The 19,292-nt window shown below is 35.4% G+C and carries 14 protein-coding genes; 5 read left to right on the forward strand and 9 right to left on the reverse strand.

Translation table 11 applies throughout. The features are described from left to right. Nucleotides 1–12: 12 nt before the first annotated feature. Nucleotides 13–1,809 carry an ATP-binding protein gene (locus tag K6J66_RS04015; protein ID WP_038439138.1) on the forward strand — a complete coding sequence of 599 codons (1,797 nt, stop codon included), beginning with the start codon at nt 13–15 and terminating at the stop codon, nt 1,807–1,809. Between the two features lie 213 nt (nt 1,810–2,022). Then, entirely contained in the window at nt 2,023–2,652 is a 630-nt protein-coding gene (locus tag K6J66_RS04020) for a YkgB family protein (protein WP_005658466.1), read from the forward strand. A gap of 178 nt (nt 2,653–2,830) precedes the next feature. Here the strand turns inward: K6J66_RS04020 and K6J66_RS04025 are convergent, their stop codons facing one another. The 7 genes from K6J66_RS04025 to prlC form a co-directional block, all read right to left on the reverse strand. Continuing rightward, nucleotides 2,831–5,914: a type I restriction endonuclease subunit R gene (locus K6J66_RS04025; RefSeq protein ID WP_038439135.1), complete on the reverse strand. Its 3,084-nt coding sequence runs from the start codon at nt 5,912–5,914 to the stop codon at nt 2,831–2,833. Between the two features lie 221 nt (nt 5,915–6,135). Continuing rightward, on the reverse strand, nt 6,136–7,077 hold the full coding sequence (locus tag K6J66_RS04030; RefSeq protein WP_005648766.1) for an Abi family protein: 942 nt from the start codon (nt 7,075–7,077) through the stop codon (nt 6,136–6,138). 6 nt (nt 7,078–7,083) lie between these two features. Beyond that, nucleotides 7,084–8,271, reverse strand: coding sequence for a restriction endonuclease subunit S (locus tag K6J66_RS04035; RefSeq protein ID WP_110442696.1), 1,188 nt, complete (start codon nt 8,269–8,271; stop codon nt 7,084–7,086). Nucleotides 8,272–8,481: 210 nt separating this feature from the next. Then, nucleotides 8,482–9,024 carry a hypothetical protein gene (locus K6J66_RS04040; protein ID WP_038439130.1) on the reverse strand — a complete coding sequence of 181 codons (543 nt, stop codon included), beginning with the start codon at nt 9,022–9,024 and terminating at the stop codon, nt 8,482–8,484. Then, complete coding sequence (locus tag K6J66_RS04045) at nt 9,018–9,722, reverse strand: DUF3800 domain-containing protein (protein ID WP_038439129.1); 705 nt, start codon at nt 9,720–9,722, stop codon at nt 9,018–9,020. The genes K6J66_RS04040 and K6J66_RS04045 overlap by 7 nt, the downstream gene beginning before the upstream one ends. Nucleotides 9,723–9,739: 17 nt before the next feature. Beyond that, nucleotides 9,740–11,284 carry a type I restriction-modification system subunit M gene (locus K6J66_RS04050; protein ID WP_038439127.1) on the reverse strand — a complete coding sequence of 515 codons (1,545 nt, stop codon included), beginning with the start codon at nt 11,282–11,284 and terminating at the stop codon, nt 9,740–9,742. Between the two features lie 231 nt (nt 11,285–11,515). Beyond that, complete coding sequence (gene prlC / locus K6J66_RS04055) at nt 11,516–13,555, reverse strand: oligopeptidase A (RefSeq protein ID WP_038440226.1); 2,040 nt, start codon at nt 13,553–13,555, stop codon at nt 11,516–11,518. Between the two features lie 124 nt (nt 13,556–13,679). Here prlC and K6J66_RS04060 point away from each other — a divergent pair, with 124 nt between their 5' ends. Continuing rightward, nucleotides 13,680–14,042, forward strand: coding sequence for a YbaN family protein (locus tag K6J66_RS04060; RefSeq protein ID WP_005653887.1), 363 nt, complete (start codon nt 13,680–13,682; stop codon nt 14,040–14,042). Then, nucleotides 14,035–15,579 carry a peptide ABC transporter substrate-binding protein gene (locus tag K6J66_RS04065; RefSeq protein WP_005664364.1) on the forward strand — a complete coding sequence of 515 codons (1,545 nt, stop codon included), beginning with the start codon at nt 14,035–14,037 and terminating at the stop codon, nt 15,577–15,579. The genes K6J66_RS04060 and K6J66_RS04065 overlap by 8 nt, the downstream gene beginning before the upstream one ends. 316 nt (nt 15,580–15,895) lie before the next feature. On the opposite strand, the gene ribA is transcribed toward K6J66_RS04065, so the two are convergent. Then, nucleotides 15,896–16,546 (reverse strand): GTP cyclohydrolase II, encoded by a 651-nt coding sequence (gene ribA, locus K6J66_RS04070; RefSeq protein ID WP_005629111.1) that lies wholly within the window; start codon nt 16,544–16,546, stop codon nt 15,896–15,898. Nucleotides 16,547–16,615: 69 nt separating this feature from the next. Between ribA and K6J66_RS04075 the strand changes: the two genes are divergently transcribed. After that, nucleotides 16,616–17,341, forward strand: coding sequence for a phosphatase PAP2 family protein (locus K6J66_RS04075; RefSeq protein ID WP_014550544.1), 726 nt, complete (start codon nt 16,616–16,618; stop codon nt 17,339–17,341). Between the two features lie 1,090 nt (nt 17,342–18,431). Here K6J66_RS04075 and K6J66_RS04080 read toward each other — a convergent pair. Next, on the reverse strand, nt 18,432–19,292 hold the full coding sequence (locus K6J66_RS04080; RefSeq protein WP_038439124.1) for a Dam family site-specific DNA-(adenine-N6)-methyltransferase: 861 nt from the start codon (nt 19,290–19,292) through the stop codon (nt 18,432–18,434).

Genomic DNA, 19,292 nt, shown 5'->3' on the forward strand with positions numbered 1-19,292 from the left:
TTAGGAGATTTGATGAAAAATTTCAAATATTTTGCTCAGAGTTATGTGGATTGGGTTATTCGTCTTGGGCGTCTTCGTTTTTCTCTTTTAGGCGTGATGATTCTAGCGGTTTTAGCCCTTTGTACTCAGATTTTATTTAGTCTATTTATTGTTCATCAGATATCTTGGGTAGATATTTTTCGTTCGGTAACTTTTGGCTTACTCACTGCGCCTTTTGTTATTTATTTTTTCACTTTATTAGTAGAAAAACTTGAACATTCTCGTCTTGATCTTTCTAGCTCGGTTAATCGATTGGAAAATGAGGTCGCCGAGCGAATTGCTGCTCAGAAAAAATTATCCCAAGCATTGGAAAAGTTAGAAAAAAATAGCCGTGATAAAAGTACCTTACTTGCCACAATAAGCCATGAATTTCGCACGCCATTGAATGGGATTGTCGGGCTTAGCCAGATTTTACTTGATGATGAATTGGATGATCTCCAGCGTAATTATTTAAAAACTATCAACATAAGTGCGGTCAGTTTAGGCTATATTTTTAGCGATATTATTGATTTGGAAAAAATTGATGCCAGCCGAATTGAATTAAATCGCCAGCCAACAGATTTCCCCGCCTTATTAAACGATATTTATAATTTTGCTAGTTTCCTCGCCAAAGAAAAAAATCTTATTTTTTCTTTAGAGCTTGAACCTAATTTGCCTAATTGGTTGAATCTTGATCGTGTTCGCTTGAGCCAAATTTTGTGGAACTTAATTAGTAATGCGGTGAAGTTTACGGATCAGGGAAATATTATTCTTAAAATTATGAGAAATCAGGATTGTTACCATTTTATTGTGAAAGATACAGGAATGGGGATTTCACCTGAAGAACAAAAACATATTTTTGAAATGTATTATCAAGTGAAAGAAAGCCGCCAGCAAAGTGCGGGTAGCGGTATTGGGTTGGCTATTTCTAAAAATCTCGCTCAGTTAATGGAAGGGGATTTAACAGTTGAAAGTGAGCGAGGAAAAGGCGCGACTTTCCATCTTACTCTCCACGCTCAAGAAATTTCTGAACAAGAATCCGTTAAGAAAAATATACCATTCTTGAATATTCTTTTAGTGGAAGATGTTGATCTCAATATTATGGTTGCGAAAACTATTTTAGAAAAACTTGGGCATCATGTTGATGTTGCGACAAATGGCAAGCAGGCGATTACTTTATTTGAGAAAAATGTTTACGACATTCTATTGCTCGATATTAAATTACCAGATATGAGTGGTTTTGAAATTGCCCAATATTTGCGAGAGAACTATGAAAACGGTATTTATGATTTTTTACCGCCAATGATTGCTTTTACCGCGAATGTTATGCAAAGCGAGCAAGAATATTTAGAAATGGGCATGGATGGCGTATTACGTAAACCCATTTCAATTAAGGATTTACACCATTGTCTACAGCAATTTTTTGCAGATGAAAGCGAATCTATTATAGAAATGAATGATGATAATGAGCTTTCAGAACAGTTTGATTTAGCGCTGATAGAAACACTTGGAAAAAAACAAATTTTAGAAAATTTATCTTTATTCAAACAAACTATGCCAAATTATCTTGCTCAATTATCAAAAGATAATATGAAAGAAACAGAAGATATCGCCCATAAAATTAAAGGTGCAGCGGCATCGGTAGGGTTAAATCATTTACGTCAATTAGCGGATACTTTAGAAAGTGCGGCTAAAAATTCTGATGTTTTTAATTGTGGAGAATTGATTGATGAAATTGGGAATCTTTGGTTAGATGATGTGGAGGATTTGCTTAAATTTTGTAAATTTTAATATCATAAGGTAGTTGTGTAAAGATTATTTAAATGTGATTTAAAGATAATAAAGAGGCTTAAAATGGGAAAATCAAATTTTATTTTAATTAGTAAAACTTTTCAAATTTCTCCGTTATTTACCTTTATATTAAAGGGAATTGATTTTGCTTTTTAATATTAAAGCGAGTAGAATTAGGCTCTCAATTTTATTTACTTTGATGTGGAAATTTATATGTCAGTATTTAATACATTTGTTGAATTTGTCGCGAGAATTGTTGCACCAATGCAGCGTCAATTTATTAATTTTATCCGTATTGCTATTTTTATTGTAATGGCATGGATCGGTGGTTTGAAAGTTTGTCAATATGAGGCAGATGGAATTGCTCACTTTGTATCAAATAGCCCGTTTTTTAGCTATATGTATGAAAAAGGGCCAAATTTAGTGCCGAATGATAAAGGAGAGTTAGTGATGGAATATACACTACACAAAAATCCTGAAGGAAAAATGGTTGCAAAAAACATCGAATGGCATAAAGAAAATGGCACCTATACGGCTTCTTACATTATTGGAGCAATTATTGTTACTGTTGGTATTCTTACTTTAGCTGGTATTTGGAATGCAACGGCAGGTTTAGCAGGAGGCCTACTGACATTTGGCATGTCAATAGTCACGCTGTCATTTTTAATCACAACGCCCGAGGCTTGGGTGCCTAATCTAGGTGGAGATTTACCAACGCCAGCCTATGGTTTCCCTTATTTATCTGGAGTTGGTCGTTTAGTGATTAAAGATATTATTATGATGGCAGGTGGCTTAACAGCTGCAGCAGAGTGTGCAAATCGAATTTTAGCACGTAAAAAATAAGTTTATCGATATAAAAATAAAACAGCTCCAAGTATAAATTGGCGCTGTTTTTATTATCACGACTAGTTAAATATTGACCAGTATGTTTTGTATTATTAATTCATAATTCATAATTCATAATTCATAATGCCTTTATGTCTTAATAAGGTGTCTAATTGTTGATATATTAAATTTAAATCTAAATCTTTCCACCAACCCCTTTAAATTTCTCTACAAATGCAGCAATTTTTTGGAAAATCGTCTGTTTTTTAGTGAGATATTGTGGATTAAGTGGACTCATTTTTGGCAATACTTCATTAAGTGCCGTGCCGTTTTCACTGGCATATTCGCGTTTTAATGAAGTGCTGATATAGCGTTTTGCTGCATCGACATTCAAATTTTCTTCTTGAATTAGGGCTTCTGCTTCTTTTTGTTGCTCATTCTGGGCAAAAAGGAAAAAGGCATCAATCAAGCTTGCTTTATCGGGAATATCATTTAAATTTGTTTGGTTGATAAAATCGACAATCAAGCTCTCTTTCGCACGGTTACCTAAACTTGAACGAACTGTACGGCGGATTTCATCAATTAACACCTCTTTGTCTTGGTTTTTCTTATGATGTTCGAAAATTAACGCAAGAATGTAATCCAAATTGATTTCTTGAGATTTTAATAAATCCACTTCAAACACGACATCATCCCAATTTATCGGCGAATTATCCTTATCATTCCCCTCTTTTCTTTGGCGTAACCAATCGCGAATATCATTATAAGTTGAACGATAATCTTGCTCTGTTCTTACTGGTAAAGTGGGTACTTCAAGCATTTCTGCAATTTGTTCATCATTCACATAATGTACTTGCTTGAATTTTTCCATTGCAATCGGATCATTTAAATCGACCGCTTGTAAGGCTTGCAATGCTGCAAATTCATCGTAATTTTGCAAAATATTTTCAATACGTAAATATTCGCCAAATAATTTTACAAACTCTTTTTTATCTTGCTCTGTTTCGATTTCTGTTGGATTAGGAAAGCGATTTTGCAGCTCTTGAACAACCTCTAAATAACCACGTTGATTGTCATCACCGTTAAAATAGCTGTCATAGCTTTTCTCTAGTACGACATTCTTCGTGTTTTTATCGCCAAATAGTGTGATTGCATCAACGGTATTTTGTTCCAAATCGCGGAAAGTAACAATATTCCCAAAGGTTTTAGTGGTGTCATAAATGCGGTTGGTGCGAGAAAAAGCCTGCATTAATCCGTGATAACGCAAGTTTTTGTCCACGAAAAGCGTATTCAACGTAGGGGCATCAAAGCCTGTTAAGAACATTCCGACCACAATCAGTAAATCCACTTCCTGATTTTTCACACGTTTGGCAAGATCGCGATAGTAATTTTGGAATGATTGACTATCTACGCCATAATTCGTGCCAAAGTAGTGATTGTAATCATCAATGGCTTTTGTTAAAAATTCTTTTGCCGTACTGTTTAGAGCAGTGGGTTCAAAGGTTTCATCTGGAATATCTCCAATCGCATCTTGTTCTTCATTTGCCGCAAAAGAGAAAATGGTGGCAATTCTTAACGGTTTTTCTTGTTCAGTCTGTAGATTTTGTAAAGTTTCGTAATAACGTTTTGCCGCTTCCACACTGCTTACCGCAAACATTGCATTAAAGCCCTTACCTGTGGCGTTCAAGCGGTGGGTTTTCTGTTTAAAATTGTTAAGCAAATATTGCGAGATTTCTTTAATACGCTCAGGGTGTAAAAAGGCTTGTTTCTGCTCAAGTGCGGTCAATTTTTCAGGATCTTTTTCTGTTTCTAAGGCTTTAAATTGTGGGCGGACATCGTTGTAATCGACCTTGAATTTCAGTACTTTGTCATCACGAATAGCATCGGTAATCACATAAGAATGCAATTCCGTACCGAATACACTGGCTGTGGTTTCCGCACCTAAGGCATTTTCAGAAAAAATTGGCGTGCCAGTAAAACCAAATTGATAGAATTTTTTGAATTTACGTTTTAGATTTTTTTGTGCTTCGCCAAATTGGGAGCGATGGGCTTCATCGAAAATAAATACGACTTGTTTTTGATAAATCGGCAAATTCTCTTCCGATTTCATCAAATTATTCAACTTTTGAATGGTGGTTACGATAATTTTGTTATCGTCTTTTTCAATATTGCGTTTAAGCCCAGCAGTACTTTCCGAGCCATTCACGCTATCAGGCGAAAAACGCTGATATTCCTTCATTGTTTGATAATCTAAGTCCTTTCTATCCACCACAAAAAAGACTTTATCAATAAAATCAAGTTCAGTCGCAAGGCGAGAGGCTTTAAAACTGGTAAGCGTTTTACCTGAACCTGTGGTATGCCAAATATAGCCACCACTTTCTTTGTTACTCCAATTTTTGGCGTGATATGAACTTTTGATTTTCCATAAAATCCGCTCTGTGGCGGCAATTTGATACGGACGCATAATCAATAGAGTGTCGGAAACATCAAACACGCAGTAATTTACCAACACATTGAGCAAAGTATTCTTTTGCAAGAAAGTCGCTGTAAAATCCTTTAAATCTTTAATTAAAGTATTTTTTGCCGTTGCCCAATTCATTGTGAAGTCGTAGCTGTTCTTATCGCGTTTGGTGGTATTGGCAAAATAGCGGGTATCCGTGCCATTAGAAATGACAAAAATCTGAATATATTTAAAGAGAGAATTTTCTTTATTGAAACTTTCTTTGCTGTAGCGATGAATTTGATTAAAGGCTTCACGAATCGCCACGCCACGTTTTTTTAATTCAATATGTACAAGCGGTAAACCATTTACCAAAATGGTCACATCATAACGATTGTCATAGCTGCCAGTTTGCTCAAATTGATTGATGACTTGCAGAGAATTATTGGCAAGATTTTTCTTATCTAGCAAATAGATATTCTGAATGCGTCCATTATCGAACACAAAATCATAAATATAATCATCGTGAATTTTTCGGGTTTTCTCAATCAGACTATCACTGGGTTTATCCAAATATTCTTCTAAAAAACGTTGCCATTCCGCATCGGAGAAAATAACATTATTCAACCGTTGTAATTGAACACGTAAGTTTTTAATCAGTTCATCGTGATTATTAAGCCCTTGTAAATACTCATAGCCTTGCGCCTGTAAATCACGAATAAACTCACGCTCAAGGCTCCCTTCCGTTTGATAACCAGCATTAGGTTCTTCCACAAATTTATTATATTGATCTAAAACGATAAAATTATTGGATTCAGCGATGGTTTTGTATTGGGTCATAGTTTTTCCTTAGTATATTTTTCAGTTATTCAGTATTATTGAATAACTTGAGTTATTATAAGTTATTGAATAATAAGATTATTTCTATTGGATATGTTTTCTAGTCGTAATTTTTATAGTTTAAATATTAATCAAGAAAACTTTAGTTTTAACTAAAGAACTTGACCTCGGATCCATATTTTTATACTATGCGTGCCAACAGTTCCCCTGGCTTTGCCAACTCAAGTGGTTGGATTCACAAGGCTAGGGGCCATTTTTTTCCATAGATTCCATTCTTTTAGGTCAATAACTAATCCTGTATCTTTTATTGAAATTGCATTATTTTGCACCTTAGGAAATTCATCAAGAACCGCTAAAAAACGTTCTCCCCACGTTGAATTTGGACAAATAATATCTAACATTCTTTTCATCAAACAAAAATATACGAATACTTGTTTTGTTGAAAGCATTTTCCACTGTGGGTCATTTAGCCCTTTTAATGTTGCATTTACAGGAATAGAACGATTCCATAATCTGCTATGATGTGCAGAAATGTTGCGAATGATGTTAAAAGCGTGAAGATGCGTTTGTAAATGTCTTCCACTTTTTAAATGATATATTTTAGCAATATGGTCTTTATCTTCCTCTTTCATTCCACTATAAAGTTTTGACATTGTGCCAAAATCCCAAACTTCACAGCATACCCAAATAGGCAGATCTTCATATTGTTCTAAATGATGTTTTACAAAACTTGTTTTTCCTTCTCGGCGAATTAAACTATCAAGTCTATCTAACCATTCTGAATGTCGGAAATTAGAATCAAAAAATTCACTTTTTTTGTGGGCGAGCGGATGATATTTTCCTAATTGATAAGCAATATTCACACGCATAGCGACTTCAATTCTTTCTAAAGCATCAAGTGCTAATTGTCGTAATTTTTTATCAAAAAGGTAAAGTTGTTTTACATCAGTAAAAGATGTATTTTCAATAAAGCGGTCTAATTTTTTCTCAGGATTACAAATATCTATTTGGCGAAAAGGATAAAGATAGCCACTAACACGATAATATCCAATGGTTTTTAAATAACCTAAGGCTTTTAAGTCATTCTCAATAACAAGCCCACGTGTTTTTAATTGCGAGAGTTGGTCATCAAAACTTTTCCATTCTTTTAATGTTTTTGGCATATTTTCTTATTGTTTAAAATTTAGTAATAATTCTCTGTAATATTCATACCGCTTTTGGCTTTGTTCAATCGCTAAAGGCAAGCCTTCGGTGATGGAATTGGTTAAGGTTTCAAATTTGTCTAAGATTGAAACGATGCGGTGTTGTTCCTCTAATGGGGGAATAGGAAGAATGATTTTAGCCATATCAGTTGCTGATACATCAATAACTTTTGTTCCTTTGGCATATTTACGTTTTTCATTTGTGAAAAATGATGTTTGCGTAAGATAAACAAAATATTTGCTTAGTATTTTTTCATGATTCGGTTTGAATATTGTTGCATGTCCACCAGTTACGGCTTGTTCTTTCCCTAAGTACACCATTGCTTTTCCAACATCCTCAAAGTTTTCACTGGTATTTGTTATTACAACATCACCACAATCTACTTTTTTCAATTTTTTAGCTAATTCAGGCGAAACAAAAGATTTGGTTTTCGTGGCAAATGTACCATAGTAGGTATAAATTTGACCATAATGAATGGCTGGAACGCCTGTTTCGGTAAAATCTTTCTTCTGTAATCCATTGCCACGAATTAACTCGCCCAAATCAATCAGTTTTATCCATTGGACTACCACCCCCGATAGCTCTAAACTATCAAAAGATAATAATTTTTCTCGATAGTATTCATACTGCTTCTGGCGTAGTATAAGCTCGCTGGTAAGCTCGCTGGTAAGCACTGTCAATGCGTCCAAAATTTTTACGATTTCTGTTTGGACGGAGAGTGGGGGGATGGGGATTGGAATTTGTTGCAGTTTAGCTTTTGTTAATTTTGCACGTTCCTTTCCAGCTAAGAATGGAATGAAATTCATATTAGTTAAATAATGGTATAAAAAACGATTATTTAATTTTTCTTTGCCATTTACTACATGGACGTGGTTATTTGCCCAAAATTTACCTACAGCCCATTGAATAGAGTAATTTTCTAGACTAGCAGAACCATCTTCAGCAATTAATACAAATTCGCCCTCGTGAGTATATCCTTCGACATAATCTTGGATATTATTAGCACCATAATATGGAATATTCCCTGACACTCGTGAGGATGATTTGACTGGTTTTCTTGCATTATTGACGATATTGGCAACTTCATCTAAAGGCTTCCACTCAACCTCAGCCCCATCTAATAATTTTTCTAAAAAAGTGCGGTTGTTTTTCATTGTGTTTTTTATTGTTCCTCGTAGGGTACAACTGTCAACGTTTAGTTGATAGTTGGATTTTAATTTGTCTTGAATACTATAAAATTTCAAACGTCAGAAAACGCTTGCAGAATTGTTGTGGAATAACTATAATCCCCACAGCTCACCTACTCTTTAGTAGAAAGAGGTAGCCGTTCGCCCGGCTTACAATAGGCGACCATTTCTCTATCATTAGAACCATTCGCATTCTTTCAAAGTTTCATCGCCATTTCGGTATTTTTCGTAGCGTTTCTGATAATCATCACGTTTTCCTTGGTGATCGATATAAAAACTTGTCACTAAAAATGAAGAGGATTTACCTAGTTTCTGTAAAATCACAACAAAATCATCTTTATAAGCCCATAAATATAAGCGAATATCTCGTTTTTTGTTACTTTCACGATGATAAAAAAGCTTAATTTTTTCATGAGTATGATTTTCTAGAATCTCCTTCACCCAGCCAATTCTTTCAGCCCGTCTATAATCAGGATAGCGACCACGTGAGCGAAATCTCTTTATACCATTTTCCCAATAGGTTTCTTTTTCTTCTCGTGAGATTAGATGCCAAAAGATTTTTTCTTTATTATCTTCTAAATCATGTGATTTAGGGTCTATATAAATTTTTCTGGCTAAATAAGTTCGATTTTTTACAAAGCTTGAATGGAAAATGGAATATAAATAATCAAATAAATTTTCACTTTCAATTTTATTTAAGTCTAATATCTCATCTAGCATCTTTTTCTTCCCTGTGGTTGCATACGGAAGATATTAAAATGCTTTTCCCAAGGTACAGTAGTGATGTCTAAAGGATGACATAGTTTTTGTTCCAAATATTCTACAAATTGTTGTTTTATCGCACTTTTATGGTCAATATCAGTTCGGTTCTTATAAGCGACAGCCCCGACTAATAAATCACAAAGTTGAATAATTTGTACCTGATAAGATTGCACAATGGTCACTTCTGCTTTTAAATCCCAGTTTGTACCATTTTGTAATACTTCGCATAATTTCTTAGATTTATCTGCACCTAATGTATCCATATAATCTAAATAAATGCGGTAAATATTTTTTTTCTCTAAGAAATCTCGTATTGTGTAATAGAGTACTTTATAGTAAAAATTATTGTGTGAGCCTTCATTGAACACTTTGTGATTTAAAGACTTTTTATTCATTACGACAGTAGTTTTAAAATGAATTTCTTCATTATCTAAAACGAGATCAATTAGATCGCGGTAAAGATTCCATTGTTGTTTATTTAGCTTACTCCATTTTAATTCTGGTAAGTAGTTATGTTTATGTCGTAATGCCTTAATTGATTTACTTAACTCAATTGCTTTCTCTGCTGTGCAGTGAATTGCTCCGATTGCCATAATATCAGAGCCATCATGTTCTAAATGACAACTTTCATCACAAAATATTTTATAAATAGCCATTCTATTTCCTTATCTTATTACCTTTCAATTTCTGCAACAATCTTATCAATCTCAGCACGCAAGCGGTCAATATTGGCTACAGTTTTACGAATTTCCGCATTGAGTTCATCAATATTAATTACTTCGCGAGTGTCTTTTTGTTCCACATAAGAGCTGACTGCAAGGTTGTAGTCATTTTGGGCGATTTCTTCAAAGGATATGGATTTTGCCAAATGCGGCACATCCTCTTTATCGGCAAACAGTTTTAGGATTTGCTCAATATGTTCCTCTTCTAAGATGTTGTTATTGGTGGCAGATTTAAATAAACCGCTGGCGTCGATAAATTGGGTTTGGGTATTGGGTTTGTGCTTGGAAAGCACCAAAATATTCACCGCAATACTGGTGCCAAAAAAGAGATTTGGCGCAAGCGCAATCACCGCGTCCACATAGTTATTATCCACCAAATATTGACGAATTTTTTGCTCGGCACCGCCACGATAAAAAATGCCAGGGAAGGAGACAATCGCCGCCCTGCCTTTGCCTGAAAGATAGCTTAATGCGTGTAAAATAAAGGCAAAATCCGCTTTAGATTTCGGTGCAAGCACACCGGCAGGGGCAAAGCGTTCATCGTTAATCAGTGTTGGATCGTCGGAGCCAGCCCATTTCACGGAGTAAGGTGGGTTAGAAACGATGGCATCGAAAGGTTTATCATCGCCAAATTGTGGTTCCATTAAGGTGTTACCTAAAGCAATATCAAACTTGTCGTAGTTGATGTTATGCAAAAACATATTCATACGGGCAAGGTTGTATGTGGTATGGTTAATTTCCTGCCCGAAAAAGCCTTCTTCAATAATATGTTCATCAAATTGTTTTTTGGCTTGAAGCAAAAGTGAGCCAGAACCTGCTGCAGGGTCATAAATTTTATTGACCGAGGTTTGCCCGTGCATTGCAATTTGAGCAATGAGTTTGGAAACACTTTGTGGGGTGAAAAATTCGCCACCAGATTTGCCTGCATTGGCGGCATAGTTAGAAATAAGATATTCGTATGCATCGCCAAATAAATCAATGTGGTTATCTTCAAATTTGCCAAAATCAAGTTCAGCCACGCCTTTCAAAACAGCCGTTAAGTGGTCGTTTTTATCTTTTACGGTGTTGCCTAGGCGATTGCTGGTGGTATCAAAATCGGCAAATAAGCCTTTAATATCTTGTTCAGACGGAAAGCCCGTCGCTGAGTTTTCAATATCAGTAAAAATCTGTTTTAAATTAGTATTCAAATTAGGATTGTTGCCAGCATTAGCCGCAACATTCTTAAATAATTGGCTTGGGTAAATAAAGTAGCCTTTCGTTTTAATGGCATCTGTTTTAATGTCTGGGGTAATGATTTCATCAGGTAATTGGGCATAATTTACGCTTTCATCGCCTGCTTCAATGTAATTGGCAAAATTTTCGCTAATAAAACGGTAAAAAAGTGTGCCAAGTACATATTGTTTGAAATCCCAGCCATCGACTGAGCCTCGCACATCATTAGCAATTTGCCAAATACGACGTTGAAGTTCGGCACGTTGTTGAATTGCAGCAGCCATAAAATCCTCAGAATATTTTGTGTAATGAGTTGAATAGATATGTGAAAAATTATACAGGAAATTAGTCTATTCTGCGTGAATTTCTATGCGTTTATCTTACAGCTATTTGTAAAAATAATGTCTCGTTTGTAGGTTTTGTTTGGATAAAGTGCGGTTAAAATTTACTATGTTTTTATGTCGAGAAAAATATTTGAGAAAGGGCATGTTGTGCATGCCCTATAGTTTGACGTATTAGTTCATAATTCCTTTATGTCTTAACAACGCATCTAATTGCGGTTCACGGCCACGGAAGCGTTTGAAGAGTTCCATTGGTTCTTCTGAGCCACCACGCGTGAGAATTTCATCTAAGAATGATTTGCCGGTGATTGGGTTGAAAATACCTTCTTCTTCAAAGCGTGAATAAGCGTCTGCTGATAATACTTCAGCCCATAAATAGCTGTAATAACCTGCGGCGTAGCCCCCTGCAAAAATATGGCTGAAGCTGTGTGGCGTTCTTGCCCAATCTACGCCTTTTATGACGGCAACTTGTGATTTCACTGATTTAAGTGTATCCAAAATTTGATTGGTTTTTTCCGCATCAAAGGTGTGATGCAAGCGGAAATCAAAAATCCCAAATTCAAGCTGACGTAAGATAAACATTGCAGCTTGGAAATTTTTCGCTTTTAATAATTGCGTGAGTTTTTCTTTTGGCAACGGCTCGCCTGTTTCGTAATGCCCTGAAATAAACGCCAAAGCCTCTTCTTCCCAGCACCAGTTTTCCATAAATTGACTTGGTAATTCCACAGCATCCCAAGGCACGCCATTTATACCCGCCACATCGGATACATCAATTTGCGTGAGCATATGATGGATTCCGTGCCCAAATTCGTGGAATAGCGTGGTGACTTCATTGTGAGTAAATAACGCTGGTTTATTCCCTATAGGGGCGTTGAAGTTGCAAGTTAAATAAGCCACAGGCGTTTCAATGCTGCCATCCAGTTTACGCTTACGTCCGATACAATCATCCATCCACGCACCGCCACGTTTATGTTCGCGCGCATATAAATCAAGATAGAAACTGCCTCGGAGTTGATCATTTTCATCGATTAAATCAAAGAAACGCACATCTTTATGCCAAGTATCCACGCCTTTGCGTTCCACTGCACGAATATTGAAAATGCGTTTAATTAATTTAAACAATCCTGAAATCACGCGATTTTCTGGAAAATATGGGCGAAGTTCTTCATCATTAATGGCGTATAAATGTTGTTTTTGTTTTTCGCTGTAAAAACCAATATCCCAAGGTGCAAGTTCCGTGACACCAAATTCTTTTTCGCAGTAATTTTTCAATTCTTGCAGTTCTTTTTCGCCTTGTGGTTTGGCACGTTCGGCAAGATGATCTAAGAAATCAAGCACTTGTTGTGGGTTTTCTGCCATTTTTGTGGCAAGTGAGAGTTCGGTGTAAGTATTAAAACCGAGTAATTTCGCCAATTCCACGCGTAATGTAAGAATTTCTTCCATAACTTTACTGTTGTCCCATTTGCCCGCGTTAGGGCCTTGTTCAGAGGCGCGTGTTGCATAAGCACGGTACATTTCTTCACGCAATGCACGATTTTCGCAGTAAGTCATCACAGGCAAATAACTTGGGATTTCTAACGTAAAACGATAACCTTTTAATCCTTTACTTTCGGCAGATTGTTGTGCTGCTTGCAGTGCGGATTCGGGTAAGCCAGCAAGTTCAGCTTCGTTTTCAATGAGTTTTTCCCAACCCATTGTGGCATCTAATACATTATTGCTGAATTGTGAATTGAATTCCGATAAGCGTGCCACAATTTCGCCATAACGTTGTTGTTTCTCTTCGGAAAGCCCGATACCTGAAAGTTCAAAATCACGCAGTGAATTTTCAATGGCTTTCTTTTGTGCAATAGAATAATCGGCAAATTCAGCACTATTTTTTAACGCTAAATAGGCATTATAAAGCCCTTTATGCTGACCAACCCAAGTGCTGTATTCAGAAAGTAACGGCAAGCACGTTTGATAGGCTTCACGTAATTCAGTGCTATTTTTTACTGAATTGAGATGAGAAACGGGCGACCAAGCACGATTTAGGCGATCATTAGTTTCCGTTAAAGGCAAAATGAAATTTTCCCAAGTAAAGTGTGGTTGTTTTAACACTTGTTCTATCGTATTGCGACAATCTTGAATTAATTTTTCAACAGCTGGTTGAATGTGTTCTGGCTTGATTTGTGAAAATGGCGGTAGGCCTTGAATGTTAAGTAATGGATTTGACATAGACATAAATGTTCCTTTTTTTGAAAACTGCTTTTTATGTGACGGCAAATTCTATAATATCAAGGTTGAAAAATCTAAAAAATCAGTAATAATAGTTTGCATTTTCTTTTTTATTAGGAACATTATGAAAATTATTTACATTATTTTAGGTTTTCTTTCACTTGCAATTGGCATCATTGGGATTTTTCTTCCTCTTTTGCCTACCACGCCTTTTTTATTACTTACTTTATTTTTCTTCACAAAAGGTTCAAAACGCTTAGAACAATGGTTTTTAGGCACAAGTATTTATCAAAAACATCTCAAGTCCTTTCATGAAAATCGATCATTAAAGAAAAATACCAAAATTTTTATTTTGACTTTTGCTACCACAATGCTACTAATTGGTTTTTATTTCACGCCAAGTGTAATAGGGCGTAGTGTTATTGTTGCGTTGATTTGTATTAAGTTTTGGTTCTTCTTATTTTGGATTAAAACCGAAAATGAATAATTTGTTCGCCTTGTGCCAACGAAGTGCGGTTATTTTTTCTATTATTTTTACGGTGGTGGCTTGTGATAAATTGGATAGTCCTAAGCCTATTTCGCCACAAATTGAGACACAAAAAAATACTCAATTAGAATCTAACCGAGTTGAATTAAAACGTGGCGTTTATAGCGATTTGACTTTGCAACCTTGGCAAGCACAAAGCGAAGAACAAACTCAATTATTACGAGATCTTTTTGAAGGATTAACAGCTTATGATGTGCAAGGTAATCTTGTTCCAGCTGTAGCAGAAAATTGGCAAACCGAAGACAATAAAACTTGGATTTTCACTTTGCGTGAAAATGCTAAATGGTCAAATGATGAGCCTATCACTGCATCAGATTTTGTACAATCTTGGCAAACACTTTCTCAATCTGAAAGCCCACTTAAAAATTATTTGGCTTTTATGAATCTGAAAAATGCGAAGGCAGTATTGGAAAAAGCGTTACCTGTTGAATCCCTAGGATTGTTTGCTGAAAATGACCGCACTTTACGCATTGAATTAGATAAAGCATCGCCATATTTACCTTCTATGCTGGCACATGTCAGTCTTTTGCCTCACTATGCTAAATCGACTGAAATATTTATCAGTAATGGCGCATATCAGTTACAAAGTCAGGCTGAAAATCAGCATATTTTAACTACCAATCCTTATTATTGGGCGAAAGAAAAAGTGATATTTCAGCAAGTGAAGTATCAAAAAATTTCCGTTGATGCAGATTTGTCTGATTTTGATGTTGTAATGAATCCGAAAAAAGTCGATCAGAATATCCAAGATTATCCGCAACTTTGTACTTACTTCTATGAGTTTAATCTTTCCGATCCTGTGTTACAAAAAAGTGCGGTAAGAAAAGCGATTGTTTCGATGATTTCTACCAATAATTTGGTTGCAGATATTGCTCATCTTTATCCTAACAATACTTTTTTGCCAAAATCTATGCTAGGTGAGCAAGAATCTGTTTGGGAGCCAGTTGTTGCAGAACAGCTCTTTTCCCAAAATCAAATTAGTGAAACTCGTCCATTGAAATTACGTATTCGTTATGATGATTCATCTCTGAATCAAACCATTGCAATGCGATTAAATCATCAATTATCACAATCTGATTTATTACGAGTTGAAAATCAAGGGATGAGCTGGCAAGAATTGCAAACGGCCCGCACAAAAGGCGATTTTCAATTAATTCGTTCTGGCTGGTGTGCTGATTTTAATGATCCTGCAGCATTTCTAAATTTATTCTATTCAAAAAGCCCAGATAACAAAAATGGCTATAAAAATGCGGAATTTGATCGTTTATTTGAAAGTGCAATGACGACGACATCCGAAAAAGTGCGGTTAGAAAATTACGCAAAATTAAAAGGGATAGTTCAACAAGAGCATTTAGTGTTACCCATTTTTCAATATAGTACGCCTGTTTATCTTGCACCGAGTATAATGGGTGATCAAGTAAATTCTGTCGGTGTCATTTACAGTAAAGATTTGTGGAGAAAGGTTCAAAGTCAATAATTGCCCTTGCAATCAAGGAAAGAATTCTTTAAGATTGGAGGCATTGGGGACAACTCCTACATCGTCCCCTTGCGATTATCTTAGATAACTGTACCTGAACAGCTAACTAAACAACAGATAATCAAGAAAATGAAAAAGAGCGTTTTTTTCATTTTACTTACTCCTGATAAGCCCCGATCTTTGGAATACGAGACGGGGTTTCTCGTTTTTAGCAATATGCTAAAAAATCCTTCGATTATTCCGTAACTGAGAGTTTAAATAAAAAAGCCACACTGTTCAATATAACAGTATGGCTTTTTTAACATGTGTTGTTTTATTAAATAATCTCTTCTTGGCAATGTGGACAGGTCATTAAATGTTGTTCATCATTGTTATGCACAATGTAATGCCCCATTTTTTTCGCTTTTGTATCAAGATATTTTGTGTTGTAGCGGTTTTCGCCTACATTAAGCGGTACTCGCTCAACCACGTTGATACCTGCTTTTTTCATGGTTTCTACTTTTTCTGGGTTGTTGGTCATTAAGCGAACTTTTTTTACACCAAGTAGCTCAAACATATCGGCACAGACTTCAAAGTTGCGTTCATCCGCTTTGAAACCTAAAGCAAGATTAGCTTCAATGGTATCCATTCCTTTATCTTGTAAAGAATAAGCACGGATTTTATTAATCAAACCAATTCCGCGACCTTCTTCACGATGATAAATTAAGACACCACGACCTTCTTCTTGAATTTGTTTCAATGCTGTCGCCAGTTGGAACCCACAATCGCATTTTAAGCTGTGAAGCGCATCGCCAGTTAAACATTCAGAATGGATACGTGCTAATACAGGTTCATCAGCATTAGAAATATCGCCCATCACTAAGGCTACATGTTCTTTTTTTGTATCTGGGAATTCAAATCCCACCATTTTGAAAATACCGTATTCAGTGGGTAAATTGGCTTGCGCAACTAGCTGAATTTTTGCCATAAAGTGATCCTTATTCGTAGTCATTTCTGTTAGAATGCGCGCGTTATTTTTTATTATCAAGGGGCGAGCATGTTCAAAAGGCTGTCATTATATACGTTATTACTTTGTCTTGTACCATTTTTTATTTGGGGTATTTCCTATCAGTGGCATGGTAATAGCCAATTAACTGAAGCTGATTATTGGCTTTATTTGCTCACTGAAACGGGTAGCGTACCTTATGCCTTAATCACCTGTGTGTTGTTTACGCTTTTGTTCGCGTTTTTATTTAAAAATCCAAAACAATGGCTATTAGGCGTAATTGTGATGGGGATTTCAGTTATTGCAACTCAAGCCGCAAAAACAGGGGCAAAAGCATTATTTGAAGAACCTCGTCCATTCACCGTTTATCTAGCTGAGCAAACTCATTCAACGCCTGAAAACTTTTATAAAAATGACCGCACTTTGCGTGCTGAAATAGCTAAGAATTTTTATTCGATGGATGCCATTACACCAGCTTGGTTAGTTCATCATTATGAAAATGAAACGGGGTATTCGTTCCCCTCTGGACATACGATTTTTGCGGCAACTTGGCTAATGCTTGCTGTTGGCTTTACCCAATTATTGGGTAACCGTTCTTTTAAAGCAAAATTGCTGGTGGCGGGTATTGCGGTGTGGGGCTTATTGATGTTGATTAGCCGTGTGCGATTAGGCATGCATTACCCAATAGATTTGTTGGTGGCGACATTGCTGGCATGGTTGATTAATAGCATTATTTTTGCCTTTTTGAAGAAAAAGGCGATCTTCGTCATGAAATAGTATTAGGTGCTGACTTATCTATACAAAATTGTGTGTTTCAAACCACCGCTCTATATTTTGAATAATAAATTGGGGAAATAATATTTCTTGTTCTAAGAAAGTTTTATCCATGATGAAATAATTCATGTTTTTTAGATTTATTTCTGAAGGTTTTCTTTGTTTCCCTAATAGGTAATAATAGGTTGTCCACAATACTGGTAAAGAACTATTATTCCAAATATCTTCATATCTTTGAATTGAAGCATCAAACCAAAATCTAAACCAGCAGTGGCGTTTATTTTTATATGTTCCTTTTTGGTTAGGACAGTCTGCTAATGTTAATAGAATATAAGGAATTTGATACTCTTCAAGTTTATCGTATTCCCAAATTTTTTGTTGATTAGCTAATATAATAAATTCAATAGGTTATAAGTTTTTTGCCAAAAAGCTAATTTGACGATAATATTTTTGCCAATTTTTTCTGAATGAATTTTTTAATTCAGTCCATGCGTTTTATTTGGTAATAATGGAAAATATGATTGGTATAAATTGCTTTAGTTTAATTTTATGGGGCAGAATTCGCTTTTTGGGTAATTAGAAAAATTGCTATTAGAGGATGGCACTGTATTGACATTTTTCTCAAATAAAACTTGAGCACAAATAGGGCAGTGGCATTTGGGTCTAGTATCTTTTAAACCTAACGCTTTATTACCAAATTCAATAATGTACTCCTTGACAGTGATTAAAATTTCTTTGCTTGGATGGTTTTGCTTTTTCCATTTTTATCCTATTTGTTATACACTAAAGAATAAAGCATAACAGGCTTAAATTTTGATGAATTATCCACAGTACAAATAAGGCGTTATTAAAATAATTTACATTCTACTATAGGATAATAATTATTCTGATGATTGGATGAGTTTTCTAGATAATCATTCTGATAAAACAAAAGGATTACAGGTAAAATTACAGACTTGTGAGTATTTGGGGTTAGTATCAAAAAAGTATATAGGTACTGTAAGAGATAAATGGTAATACACAATATATTATTTTATTGTGGTTTTAAAATTACGATTTTGGTACTTTTAGTATAAAGTAAGGGCTATTTTTATTATTTACGAGCACCAAATATCGCAATCAATTCTTTCACTTTTACGCGTTTTTCTGAATTCTGACTAATAGAACGTTGAACTTTTACCCGTTTAAATTTAGCACCGTTATAAATTTCACGGGTAAATTTAGTATCGTGATTAGAAATCAATATCGGAATTTGTTTTTCTTTTTGTATAGATTTCGCTAAATCTGCCAAAGCACGTTGCTGTATCAAACCAAACTCATTGCCCGCATAACCAGTAAAATTAGTATCCTGTTGTAGCGGAGCATAAGGCGGATCGCAATAAATCACCGAATCTTTATCTGCCAGTTCAAAAGTTTTTTGAAAATCACAACATAAAAACACCGCACTTTGCGCTTTATGAGCGAAATAACGTAATTCATCTTCTGGAAAATAATGAGTTTTGTAAGCCCCAAAAGGCACATTAAATTCATTTTTGTTGTTATAACGGCATAATCCGTTAAAACCAAAACGGTTCAAATATAAAAAAATAATCGAACGTTCGAAAGGATCCGTAGAAGCATTGAATTGACGACGTTTGGTATAGTAATAATCGGGTGTATTGGCATCATCAGCAAAAAAAATCGGTTTACAAGCTTCAATATAACCATCTACATTTTCTTTAATAATATTGAATAGATTGATTAAATCTGGGTTGATATCTGCCAAAATATAGCGTTCAAAATTAGAATTAAGAAATACTGCTCCAGCACCCACAAATGGCTCAATTAAGCAGTTTTTTTTGTTTGGAAAGGCTTTATTTATATCGTCCGTTAAGCGAAATTTTCCCCCCGCCCATTTTAAAAATGGACGGTGTTTTAACTTAGGTTTTAAAGATTGTTTTTTCGGACGTAACAT

This window comes from Haemophilus influenzae, assembly GCF_019703545.1.
Classification (GTDB): domain Bacteria; phylum Pseudomonadota; class Gammaproteobacteria; order Enterobacterales; family Pasteurellaceae; genus Haemophilus; species Haemophilus influenzae_E.

Bases quoted from the DNA above. Each gene is read 5' to 3' on its own strand.
- K6J66_RS04060 (WP_005653887.1), top strand. From the start codon at position 13,680: ATGAAAATTATTTACATTATTTTAGGTTTTCTTTCACTTGCAATTGGC.
- K6J66_RS04035 (WP_110442696.1), bottom strand. From the start codon at position 8,271: ATGAAAAACAACCGCACTTTTTTAGAAAAATTATTAGATGGGGCTGAG.
- K6J66_RS04050 (WP_038439127.1), bottom strand. From the start codon at position 11,284: ATGGCTGCTGCAATTCAACAACGTGCCGAACTTCAACGTCGTATTTGG.
- K6J66_RS04040 (WP_038439130.1), bottom strand. From the start codon at position 9,024: ATGCTAGATGAGATATTAGACTTAAATAAAATTGAAAGTGAAAATTTA.
- K6J66_RS04015 (WP_038439138.1), top strand. From the start codon at position 13: ATGAAAAATTTCAAATATTTTGCTCAGAGTTATGTGGATTGGGTTATT.
- K6J66_RS04045 (WP_038439129.1), bottom strand. From the start codon at position 9,722: ATGGCTATTTATAAAATATTTTGTGATGAAAGTTGTCATTTAGAACAT.
- ribA (WP_005629111.1), bottom strand. From the start codon at position 16,546: ATGGCAAAAATTCAGCTAGTTGCGCAAGCCAATTTACCCACTGAATAC.
- K6J66_RS04030 (WP_005648766.1), bottom strand. From the start codon at position 7,077: ATGCCAAAAACATTAAAAGAATGGAAAAGTTTTGATGACCAACTCTCG.
- K6J66_RS04065 (WP_005664364.1), top strand. From the start codon at position 14,035: ATGAATAATTTGTTCGCCTTGTGCCAACGAAGTGCGGTTATTTTTTCT.
- K6J66_RS04075 (WP_014550544.1), top strand. From the start codon at position 16,616: ATGTTCAAAAGGCTGTCATTATATACGTTATTACTTTGTCTTGTACCA.
- prlC (WP_038440226.1), bottom strand. From the start codon at position 13,555: ATGTCAAATCCATTACTTAACATTCAAGGCCTACCGCCATTTTCACAA.
- K6J66_RS04080 (WP_038439124.1), bottom strand. From the start codon at position 19,292: ATGTTACGTCCGAAAAAACAATCTTTAAAACCTAAGTTAAAACACCGT.
- K6J66_RS04020 (WP_005658466.1), top strand. From the start codon at position 2,023: ATGTCAGTATTTAATACATTTGTTGAATTTGTCGCGAGAATTGTTGCA.
- K6J66_RS04025 (WP_038439135.1), bottom strand. From the start codon at position 5,914: ATGACCCAATACAAAACCATCGCTGAATCCAATAATTTTATCGTTTTA.